This window comes from Bacillus sp. CH_48 (genome assembly GCF_038008465.1).
In the GTDB taxonomy this organism is placed as follows: domain Bacteria; phylum Bacillota; class Bacilli; order Bacillales; family Bacillaceae_G; genus Bacillus_A; species Bacillus_A thuringiensis_S.
The window spans coordinates 1,423,908-1,435,000 of sequence record NZ_JBBOZF010000001.1 but is presented as its reverse complement, the minus strand read 5'-3'; the positions used below and the strand labels follow the sequence as shown (position 1 = coordinate 1,435,000).

The following is an 11,093-nucleotide window of genomic DNA, read 5'->3' as shown; positions in this document are numbered from 1 at the left end:
GACCGGGATGGACGCACCGCTGGTGTACCAGTTGTTCTGCCAAGGGCATAGCTGGGTAGCTATGTGCGGAAGGGATAAGTGCTGAAAGCATCTAAGCATGAAGCCCCCCTCAAGATGAGATTTCCCATAGCGTAAGCTAGTAAGATCCCTGAAAGATGATCAGGTTGATAGGTTCGAGGTGGAAGCATGGTGACATGTGGAGCTGACGAATACTAATAGATCGAGGACTTAACCATATAATATGAAGCAATGTTATCTAGTTTTGAAAGAATATAAAAAACTTGTTGACTTTAAAAGTTAAATCAGTTACAATAATTCTTGTCTTAAATGAATACAGTCTGGTAATGATGGCAGAGAGGTCACACCCGTTCCCATACCGAACACGGAAGTTAAGCTCTCTAGCGCCGATGGTAGTTGGGACCTTGTCCCTGTGAGAGTAGGACGTTGCCAGGCAAATGGAGGATTAGCTCAGCTGGGAGAGCACCTGCCTTACAAGCAGGGGGTCGGCGGTTCGATCCCGTCATCCTCCACCATTTAGCCGACTTAGCTCAATTGGTAGAGCAACTGACTTGTAATCAGTAGGTTGGGGGTTCAAGTCCTCTAGTCGGCACCAGTTTTAATTTTGAGAGCCATTAGCTCAGTTGGTAGAGCATCTGACTTTTAATCAGAGGGTCGAAGGTTCGAATCCTTCATGGCTCACCATTTTAATGAAATATGCGGGTGTGGCGGAATTGGCAGACGCACTAGACTTAGGATCTAGCGCCTTTGGCGTGGGGGTTCGACTCCCTTCACCCGCACTTTTAATAAAATATCTCAAACATGTCTTGCGGAAGTAGTTCAGTGGTAGAATACAACCTTGCCAAGGTTGGGGTCGCGGGTTCGAATCCCGTCTTCCGCTCCAATTTTCAATATGACATGCCGGGGTGGCGGAACAGGCAGACGCACAGGACTTAAAATCCTGCGGTGGGTGACCACCGTGCGGGTTCGACCCCCGCCCTCGGCACCATATGCGCCCGTAGCTCAATTGGATAGAGCGTTTGACTACGGATCAAGAGGTTAGGGGTTCGACTCCTCTCGGGCGCGTTTTCTTTCGGGAAGTGGCTCAGCTTGGTAGAGCACCTGGTTTGGGACCAGGGGGTCGCAGGTTCAAATCCTGTCTTCCCGATACTTGTTTGGGGCCTTAGCTCAGCTGGGAGAGCGCCTGCCTTGCACGCAGGAGGTCAGCGGTTCGATCCCGCTAGGCTCCACCATTAGTTCTTTGAAAACTGAACGAAACAAACAACGTGAAACGTCAATTTTTATTTTTAGATGCTAGACAAACTAACTTTATTGGAGAGTTTGATCCTGGCTCAGGATGAACGCTGGCGGCGTGCCTAATACATGCAAGTCGAGCGAATGGATTAAGAGCTTGCTCTTATGAAGTTAGCGGCGGACGGGTGAGTAACACGTGGGTAACCTGCCCATAAGACTGGGATAACTCCGGGAAACCGGGGCTAATACCGGATAACATTTTGAACTGCATGGTTCGAAATTGAAAGGCGGCTTCGGCTGTCACTTATGGATGGACCCGCGTCGCATTAGCTAGTTGGTGAGGTAACGGCTCACCAAGGCAACGATGCGTAGCCGACCTGAGAGGGTGATCGGCCACACTGGGACTGAGACACGGCCCAGACTCCTACGGGAGGCAGCAGTAGGGAATCTTCCGCAATGGACGAAAGTCTGACGGAGCAACGCCGCGTGAGTGATGAAGGCTTTCGGGTCGTAAAACTCTGTTGTTAGGGAAGAACAAGTGCTAGTTGAATAAGCTGGCACCTTGACGGTACCTAACCAGAAAGCCACGGCTAACTACGTGCCAGCAGCCGCGGTAATACGTAGGTGGCAAGCGTTATCCGGAATTATTGGGCGTAAAGCGCGCGCAGGTGGTTTCTTAAGTCTGATGTGAAAGCCCACGGCTCAACCGTGGAGGGTCATTGGAAACTGGGAGACTTGAGTGCAGAAGAGGAAAGTGGAATTCCATGTGTAGCGGTGAAATGCGTAGAGATATGGAGGAACACCAGTGGCGAAGGCGACTTTCTGGTCTGTAACTGACACTGAGGCGCGAAAGCGTGGGGAGCAAACAGGATTAGATACCCTGGTAGTCCACGCCGTAAACGATGAGTGCTAAGTGTTAGAGGGTTTCCGCCCTTTAGTGCTGAAGTTAACGCATTAAGCACTCCGCCTGGGGAGTACGGCCGCAAGGCTGAAACTCAAAGGAATTGACGGGGGCCCGCACAAGCGGTGGAGCATGTGGTTTAATTCGAAGCAACGCGAAGAACCTTACCAGGTCTTGACATCCTCTGAAAACCCTAGAGATAGGGCTTCTCCTTCGGGAGCAGAGTGACAGGTGGTGCATGGTTGTCGTCAGCTCGTGTCGTGAGATGTTGGGTTAAGTCCCGCAACGAGCGCAACCCTTGATCTTAGTTGCCATCATTAAGTTGGGCACTCTAAGGTGACTGCCGGTGACAAACCGGAGGAAGGTGGGGATGACGTCAAATCATCATGCCCCTTATGACCTGGGCTACACACGTGCTACAATGGACGGTACAAAGAGCTGCAAGACCGCGAGGTGGAGCTAATCTCATAAAACCGTTCTCAGTTCGGATTGTAGGCTGCAACTCGCCTACATGAAGCTGGAATCGCTAGTAATCGCGGATCAGCATGCCGCGGTGAATACGTTCCCGGGCCTTGTACACACCGCCCGTCACACCACGAGAGTTTGTAACACCCGAAGTCGGTGGGGTAACCTTTTTGGAGCCAGCCGCCTAAGGTGGGACAGATGATTGGGGTGAAGTCGTAACAAGGTAGCCGTATCGGAAGGTGCGGCTGGATCACCTCCTTTCTATGGAGAATTGATGAACGCTGTTCATCAATATAAGTTTCCGTGTTTCGTTTTGTTCAGTTTTGAGAGAACTATCTCTCATATATAAATGTATGTTCTTTGAAAACTAGATAACAGTGTAGCTCATATTTTTTAATTTTTAGTTTGGTTAAGTTAGAAAGGGCGCACGGTGGATGCCTTGACACTAGGAGTCGATGAAGGACGGGACTAACGCCGATATGCTTCGGGGAGCTGTAAGTAAGCTTTGATCCGAAGATTTCCGAATGGGGAAACCCACTATACGTAATGGTATGGTATCCTTACCTGAATACATAGGGTATGGAAGACAGACCCAGGGAACTGAAACATCTAAGTACCTGGAGGAAGAGAAAGCAAATGCGATTTCCTGAGTAGCGGCGAGCGAAACGGAACATAGCCCAAACCAAGAGGCTTGCCTCTTGGGGTTGTAGGACATTCTATACGGAGTTACAAAGGAACGAGGTAGACGAAGCGACCTGGAAAGGTCCGTCGTAGAGGGTAACAACCCCGTAGTCGAAACTTCGTTCTCTCTTGAATGTATCCTGAGTACGGCGGAACACGTGAAATTCCGTCGGAATCTGGGAGGACCATCTCCCAAGGCTAAATACTCCCTAGTGATCGATAGTGAACCAGTACCGTGAGGGAAAGGTGAAAAGCACCCCGGAAGGGGAGTGAAAGAGATCCTGAAACCGTGTGCCTACAAATAGTCAGAGCCCGTTAATGGGTGATGGCGTGCCTTTTGTAGAATGAACCGGCGAGTTACGATCCCGTGCGAGGTTAAGCTGAAGAGGCGGAGCCGCAGCGAAAGCGAGTCTGAATAGGGCGTTTAGTACGTGGTCGTAGACCCGAAACCAGGTGATCTACCCATGTCCAGGGTGAAGTTCAGGTAACACTGAATGGAGGCCCGAACCCACGCACGTTGAAAAGTGCGGGGATGAGGTGTGGGTAGCGGAGAAATTCCAATCGAACCTGGAGATAGCTGGTTCTCCCCGAAATAGCTTTAGGGCTAGCCTTAAGTGTAAGAGTCTTGGAGGTAGAGCACTGATTGAACTAGGGGTCCTCATCGGATTACCGAATTCAGTCAAACTCCGAATGCCAATGACTTATCCTTAGGAGTCAGACTGCGAGTGATAAGATCCGTAGTCAAGAGGGAAACAGCCCAGATCGCCAGCTAAGGTCCCAAAGTGTGTATTAAGTGGAAAAGGATGTGGAGTTGCTTAGACAACTAGGATGTTGGCTTAGAAGCAGCCACCATTTAAAGAGTGCGTAATAGCTCACTAGTCGAGTGACTCTGCGCCGAAAATGTACCGGGGCTAAATACACCACCGAAGCTGCGAATTGATACCAATGGTATCAGTGGTAGGGGAGCGTTCTAAGTGCAGTGAAGTCAGACCGGAAGGACTGGTGGAGCGCTTAGAAGTGAGAATGCCGGTATGAGTAGCGAAAGACGGGTGAGAATCCCGTCCACCGAATGCCTAAGGTTTCCTGAGGAAGGCTCGTCCGCTCAGGGTTAGTCAGGACCTAAGCCGAGGCCGACAGGCGTAGGCGATGGACAACAGGTTGATATTCCTGTACCACCTCTTTATCGTTTGAGCAATGGAGGGACGCAGAAGGATAGAAGAAGCGTGCGATTGGTTGTGCACGTCCAAGCAGTTAGGCTGATAAGTAGGCAAATCCGCTTATCGTGAAGGCTGAGCTGTGATGGGGAAGCTCCTTATGGAGCGAAGTCTTTGATTCCCCGCTGCCAAGAAAAGCTTCTAGCGAGATAAAAGGTGCCTGTACCGCAAACCGACACAGGTAGGCGAGGAGAGAATCCTAAGGTGTGCGAGAGAACTCTGGTTAAGGAACTCGGCAAAATGACCCCGTAACTTCGGGAGAAGGGGTGCTTTCTTAACGGAAAGCCGCAGTGAATAGGCCCAAGCGACTGTTTAGCAAAAACACAGCTCTCTGCGAAGCCGTAAGGCGAAGTATAGGGGGTGACACCTGCCCGGTGCTGGAAGGTTAAGGAGAGGGGTTAGCGTAAGCGAAGCTCTGAACTGAAGCCCCAGTAAACGGCGGCCGTAACTATAACGGTCCTAAGGTAGCGAAATTCCTTGTCGGGTAAGTTCCGACCCGCACGAAAGGTGTAACGATTTGGGCACTGTCTCAACCAGAGACTCGGTGAAATTATAGTACCTGTGAAGATGCAGGTTACCCGCGACAGGACGGAAAGACCCCGTGGAGCTTTACTGTAGCCTGATATTGAATTTTGGTACAGTTTGTACAGGATAGGCGGGAGCCATTGAAACCGGAGCGCTAGCTTCGGTGGAGGCGCTGGTGGGATACCGCCCTGACTGTATTGAAATTCTAACCTACGGGTCTTATCGACCCGGGAGACAGTGTCAGGTGGGCAGTTTGACTGGGGCGGTCGCCTCCTAAAGTGTAACGGAGGCGCCCAAAGGTTCCCTCAGAATGGTTGGAAATCATTCGTAGAGTGCAAAGGCATAAGGGAGCTTGACTGCGAGACCTACAAGTCGAGCAGGGACGAAAGTCGGGCTTAGTGATCCGGTGGTTCCGCATGGAAGGGCCATCGCTCAACGGATAAAAGCTACCCCGGGGATAACAGGCTTATCTCCCCCAAGAGTCCACATCGACGGGGAGGTTTGGCACCTCGATGTCGGCTCATCGCATCCTGGGGCTGTAGTCGGTCCCAAGGGTTGGGCTGTTCGCCCATTAAAGCGGTACGCGAGCTGGGTTCAGAACGTCGTGAGACAGTTCGGTCCCTATCCGTCGTGGGCGTAGGAAATTTGAGAGGAGCTGTCCTTAGTACGAGAGGACCGGGATGGACGCACCGCTGGTGTACCAGTTGTTCTGCCAAGGGCATAGCTGGGTAGCTATGTGCGGAAGGGATAAGTGCTGAAAGCATCTAAGCATGAAGCCCCCCTCAAGATGAGATTTCCCATAGCGTAAGCTAGTAAGATCCCTGAAAGATGATCAGGTTGATAGGTTCGAGGTGGAAGCATGGTGACATGTGGAGCTGACGAATACTAATAGATCGAGGACTTAACCATATAATATGTAGCAATGTTATCTAGTTTTGAAGGAATATACCTTCAATAGTTTGGTGATGATGGCAGAGAGGTCACACCCGTTCCCATACCGAACACGGAAGTTAAGCTCTCTAGCGCCGATGGTAGTTGGGACCTTGTCCCTGTGAGAGTAGGACGTCGCCAAGCAACTAAAACACGAGTCAAATGACTCGTGTTTTTTCGTGTTTTATTTTATAATCCATAGTAATAAAAAATGTGTTTAAAGTATTCATATTTTGTTTAAATACAGGGGAATGTGGCTAGGATAGTGAATAAGCAAAAGAGTTGCAAATTTTATTAATACGTATATAATTAAAGTCAAAGATAGTCAAAGTCAATAAAGGTGGCGGATAAATGAGAAATATATCTGATATCATTGAGCAATATCTAAAGCAAGTTATTGACTTAAGTAATAATAATGTGATTGAAATCAAGAGAAATGAGATTGCGGATCGATTCGAGTGCGTACCATCTCAAATCAATTATGTAATCAATACCCGTTTTACGTTAGAAAGAGGATTTGTAGTAGAAAGTAAACGTGGTGGAGGAGGTTACATTCGCATTATAAAAGTCAAACTGCATGACGATATAGATATTATTGATCAAATGCTTCATATGATTGATCATAGCGTTGCGCAAGGGAATGCAGAAAGTATGATTATACGTTTAATAGAAGAGGGAATTATAACAAATCGTGAAGCGAAACTGATGTTAAGCGTAATAGATCGTTCTGTATTATCAATGGATGTTCCTTCTCGAGATGAACTTAGGGCTCGAATATTATGCGCAATGTTAAGAACACTGAAATATAAATAAATATAACTTTTGTAAAAGATTGATAACTAAGATAAAGCAGTTAAATATTGTAGAAGTTTTGAAAAAGAACATGCACTTTTATTTAAACGGATTCAGGAAAGCGAACAATCTAGTAATGTATGAAAAGTACCATGAGATAGAGCGTTCCTGTTGTAAAGGTGGGGATAGTGATGACTTGTCAAAACTGTAATATAAGACCAGCAACTTTACATTATACAAAAGTAATTAACGAGAAGAAGGCGGAAGTTCATCTTTGTGAGCAATGTGCAGAGCAAAGTGGCTATACGTCTTTCTTTCCATCATCGCAGTCTAACTTTTCATTTCATGATTTATTTGCTGGTTTATTACACGGTGAATCAACAATGTTTGAAGAAGGAAAAAATGGATTTTCAAATGCAGATATAGTAAGATGTCCAGATTGTAAGATGACATATGAACAATTTACAAAAGTCGGACGTTTTGGCTGTTATTCTTGTTACGATACATTTAAGGAGCATTTAAAGCCATTATTAAAACGCCTTCACGGTGGGCATACAGAACATTGTGGGAAAATTCCGGAACGTATAGAAGGAAATATCCACTTAAAGAAAGAATTAGATGAACTAAAACTTATTCTGAAACAATACGTACAGAAAGAGGAATTTGAGAAAGCTGCAGAAGTAAGAGATAAGATCCGAGGTCTTGAAATACAGCTTAGTGAGCATAGAGAGGGGGAATAGTTCTATGTCACTGGACAAAATTATGAACGAAGCAATTAGTCCATGGATGAAGGGGGATGGCCCTGATTCTGATATTGTTTTAAGTAGTCGAATTCGTTTGGCTCGTAACTTTAAACAATATCAATTTTCCACTATGCAAAACGAAGAAGAAGCTAAACAGATTCATGAATTATTCAAAAAGAAATTCATAAATAAAGCAGTAGGGTCTTTTGGGGAGTTTGGACTATTAAAGATGAATGAATTAACCCCTCTTCAAAGGAGAGTTTTAGTCGAAAAGCATTTAATTAGTCCAAATCTTGCAGGGACAGAATATGGAGCATGTCTACTATCAGAAAGTGAACATATTAGTGTTATGCTTAATGAAGAAGACCATATTCGGATTCAGTGCCTATTTTCAGGATTACAGTTATCAGAGGCACTTCAAAGTGCCAATCAAATAGATAATTGGATTGAGAAAGAAGTTGAATACGCTTTTGATGAATCACTTGGATATATTACGAGTTGTCCTACTAATGTTGGCACAGGGTTAAGAGCTTCTGTGATGATACATTTACCGGGACTGGTTTTAACAAAAAGAATTAGCCGTATTATACAAGTAATTCAAAAATTAGGGTTAGTAGTAAGAGGAATATACGGTGAAGGTAGCGAAGCGTTAGGTAATATATTTCAAGTTTCAAATCAAATGACGCTAGGAAAGTCTGAAGAAGATATTATTGCAGATTTAAAGAGTGTCATTCAACAAATTATACAGCAAGAAAAAATGGCTAGAGAATTAATTGTACAAAATTCAAGTATTGAACTTGAAGATAAGGTTTATCGTTCTTACGGCATACTAGCAAACAGTCGTTTAATTCAATCTGCAGAAGCAGCCAATTGCTTATCAGATGTACGACTTGGTATTGATCTAGGATATATAAAAGGTATATCGAGAAATATTTTGACTGAGCTAATGGTTCTTACGCAACCAGGTATTTTACAACAATACGCAGGTGGACCTTTAGGGCCAGAAGAAAGAGATTATCGAAGAGCAACCTTAATCCGTGAGCGATTACGTATTGAAAAAAACTAAGCGCAAGTAGGAGGCGATTTCTATGATGTTTGGAAGATTTACAGAAAGAGCACAGAAAGTGTTAGCTTTATCTCAAGAGGAAGCAATTCGTATTGGGCATAATAATATTGGAACAGAACATATTTTACTTGGGCTTGTACGCGAAGGTGAAGGAATTGCAGCAAAAGCATTAATTGCTCTTGGATTAAGTCCAGAGAAAGTTCAAAAAGAAGTAGAAGCGTTAATTGGGCGAGGAACAGAAGCTTCTCAAACTGTACATTATACACCTCGTGCTAAAAAGGTTATTGAATTATCTATGGATGAAGCGCGTAAGCTAGGCCATTCTTACGTTGGAACAGAACACATTTTACTCGGTTTAATCCGTGAAGGTGAAGGTGTAGCCGCACGTGTTTTAAATAATTTAGGTGTAAGTCTAAATAAAGCAAGACAACAAGTGTTACAACTTCTTGGAAGTAATGAAGCTAGTTCAGGTCATCAAGGTGGTTCAGCAACAAATGCAAATACACCGACACTGGACAGTTTAGCAAGGGACTTAACAGTTGTTGCACGTGAAAATCGCTTAGACCCTGTTATTGGACGCGGTAAAGAAATTCAACGTGTAATTGAGGTATTAAGCCGTAGAACGAAAAATAACCCAGTATTAATTGGTGAGCCTGGTGTAGGTAAAACGGCAATTGCAGAAGGATTAGCACAGCAAATTGTAAATAATGAAGTTCCTGAAACTTTAAGAGATAAGCGTGTTATGACACTAGATATGGGTACAGTGGTAGCTGGAACAAAATATCGCGGTGAATTTGAAGATCGTTTAAAGAAAGTGATGGATGAAATTCGCCAAGCAGGCAATATTATTCTATTTATTGATGAGCTTCATACATTAATTGGTGCAGGTGGAGCAGAAGGTGCAATCGATGCATCGAATATTTTAAAACCATCTTTAGCACGAGGAGAGCTACAATGTATTGGGGCAACAACTTTAGATGAGTATCGTAAATATATTGAAAAAGACGCGGCTTTAGAAAGACGTTTTCAACCAATTCATGTTGATGAGCCAAGTTTAGAAGAATCGATTCAAATCTTGAAAGGTTTACGTGATCGTTATGAGGCGCATCACCGTGTATCTATTACAGATGACGCTATTGATGCAGCTGTAAAACTTTCAGATCGTTATATTACAGATCGCTTTTTACCGGATAAAGCAATTGATTTAATTGATGAAGCTGCTTCAAAAGTTCGCTTACGTTCTTATACAACACCACCAAACTTAAAAGAGCTTGAAGTGAAGCTTGAGGAGATTCGAAAAGAAAAAGATGCAGCTGTACAAAGTCAAGAATTTGAAAAGGCTGCATCCTTACGTGATATGGAGCAACGCTTACGTGAGAAGTTAGAAGATACAAAACGTCAATGGAAAGAGCAACAAGGAAAAGAAAATTCAGAGGTTACGGTAGAAGATATTGCAAATGTCGTTTCTACATGGACGCGTATCCCAGTTTCTAAACTTGCACAAACAGAGACTGATAAATTATTAAATTTAGAATCCATTCTTCATGATCGTTTGATTGGTCAAGATGAAGCAGTAGTAGCAGTAGCAAAAGCTGTTCGTCGTGCAAGAGCAGGATTAAAAGATCCGAAGCGCCCGATTGGTTCATTTATTTTCTTAGGACCAACAGGTGTAGGTAAAACAGAACTTGCAAGAGCACTAGCAGAATCTATGTTCGGTGATGAAGATGCAATGATTCGCATCGATATGTCAGAGTATATGGAGAAGCATTCTACTTCCCGTTTAGTTGGTTCTCCTCCAGGATATGTTGGATATGAAGAAGGTGGACAATTAACAGAGAAAGTTCGTCGCAAGCCATATTCAGTTGTATTATTAGATGAGGTAGAGAAAGCTCATCCGGATGTATTTAATATTCTACTACAAGTATTAGAAGATGGTCGTTTAACAGATTCTAAAGGACGTACAGTTGATTTCCGTAATACAATTGTTATTATGACGTCTAACGTTGGTGCCGAGGCGTTAAAACGTAACAAACATCTTGGATTTAATGTCCAAGATGAAAGCCGTGATTATTCGGATATGAAAGGTAAAGTAATGGATGAGTTGAAAAAGGCATTTCGTCCAGAATTCTTAAACCGTATTGATGAAATTATCGTATTCCATATGCTTGAGAAAAAACATATTCAAGAGATTGTAACTCTTATGGTAAATCAGTTAGTAAATCGCTTAAAAGAACAAGAAATCGAATTGCACTTAACGGAAGGGGCAATTTCAGCTATTGCAGATAAAGGATTTGATCGTGAGTATGGCGCTCGTCCACTTCGCAGAGCAATTCAGAAACATGTAGAAGATAGACTATCAGAAGAACTTTTAAAAGGTGCTATTGAGAAAGGACAAAAAGTTATCTTTGATGTAGAAGGAGAATCATTTGTCATTCATAGTGCGGAAAAGGTAAAATAAGTATAGACAAACAAAGAGGGCTACGCGATAGCCCTCTTTCTTGTACGAGAAGGATAAACGTTTATAG

At 44.2% G+C, this 11,093-nt stretch carries 4 protein-coding genes, 9 tRNA genes and 5 rRNA genes (1 of these 18 only partly in view); all 18 read left to right on the top strand.

Translation table 11 applies throughout. The annotated features are described in order from the left end of the window. A 23S ribosomal RNA gene (locus N2V92_RS07075) occupies positions 1-236 on the top strand; it begins 2,686 nt to the left of the window's first position. Between the two features lie 101 nt (positions 237-337). Continuing rightward, positions 338-453, top strand: a 5S ribosomal RNA gene (gene rrf, locus N2V92_RS07070). A 4-nt stretch (positions 454-457) separates the two neighbouring features. Continuing rightward, positions 458-533, top strand: a tRNA-Val gene (locus tag N2V92_RS07065). 4 nt (positions 534-537) lie between these two features. Next, a tRNA-Thr gene (locus N2V92_RS07060) sits at positions 538-613 on the top strand. 13 nt (positions 614-626) lie between these two features. Continuing rightward, positions 627-702: transfer RNA gene (locus N2V92_RS07055), tRNA-Lys, on the top strand. Between the two features lie 14 nt (positions 703-716). Then, positions 717-797: transfer RNA gene (locus N2V92_RS07050), tRNA-Leu, on the top strand. Positions 798-826: 29 nt separating this feature from the next. Next, positions 827-901: transfer RNA gene (locus N2V92_RS07045), tRNA-Gly, on the top strand. A gap of 16 nt (positions 902-917) precedes the next feature. Beyond that, positions 918-1,006, top strand: a tRNA-Leu gene (locus N2V92_RS07040). A 3-nt stretch (positions 1,007-1,009) separates the two neighbouring features. After that, positions 1,010-1,083, top strand: a tRNA-Arg gene (locus tag N2V92_RS07035). An 8-nt stretch (positions 1,084-1,091) separates the two neighbouring features. Continuing rightward, positions 1,092-1,165: transfer RNA gene (locus N2V92_RS07030), tRNA-Pro, on the top strand. Between the two features lie 9 nt (positions 1,166-1,174). Further along, positions 1,175-1,250: transfer RNA gene (locus N2V92_RS07025), tRNA-Ala, on the top strand. Positions 1,251-1,326: 76 nt separating this feature from the next. Then, positions 1,327-2,878 (top strand): 16S ribosomal RNA (locus N2V92_RS07020). Between the two features lie 146 nt (positions 2,879-3,024). Beyond that, a 23S ribosomal RNA gene (locus N2V92_RS07015) occupies positions 3,025-5,946 on the top strand. Between the two features lie 49 nt (positions 5,947-5,995). Beyond that, positions 5,996-6,111, top strand: a 5S ribosomal RNA gene (gene rrf / locus N2V92_RS07010). The 16S, 23S and 5S rRNA genes sit together here with 9 tRNA genes alongside, the layout of an rRNA operon. A 207-nt stretch (positions 6,112-6,318) precedes the next feature. Then, positions 6,319-6,780 carry a transcriptional regulator CtsR gene (gene ctsR / locus N2V92_RS07005; protein ID WP_001244560.1) on the top strand — a complete coding sequence of 154 codons (462 nt, stop codon included), beginning with the start codon at positions 6,319-6,321 and terminating at the stop codon, positions 6,778-6,780. Positions 6,781-6,950: 170 nt separating this feature from the next. Beyond that, positions 6,951-7,499 carry a UvrB/UvrC motif-containing protein gene (locus N2V92_RS07000; protein ID WP_000128376.1) on the top strand — a complete coding sequence of 183 codons (549 nt, stop codon included), beginning with the start codon at positions 6,951-6,953 and terminating at the stop codon, positions 7,497-7,499. Between the two features lie 4 nt (positions 7,500-7,503). Further along, positions 7,504-8,568, top strand: coding sequence for a protein arginine kinase (locus N2V92_RS06995; protein ID WP_000050837.1), 1,065 nt, complete (start codon positions 7,504-7,506; stop codon positions 8,566-8,568). A 22-nt stretch (positions 8,569-8,590) separates the two neighbouring features. Continuing rightward, positions 8,591-11,026 (top strand): ATP-dependent protease ATP-binding subunit ClpC, encoded by a 2,436-nt coding sequence (gene clpC, locus N2V92_RS06990; RefSeq protein ID WP_000971173.1) that lies wholly within the window; start codon positions 8,591-8,593, stop codon positions 11,024-11,026. Positions 11,027-11,093: the final 67 nt, after the last annotated feature.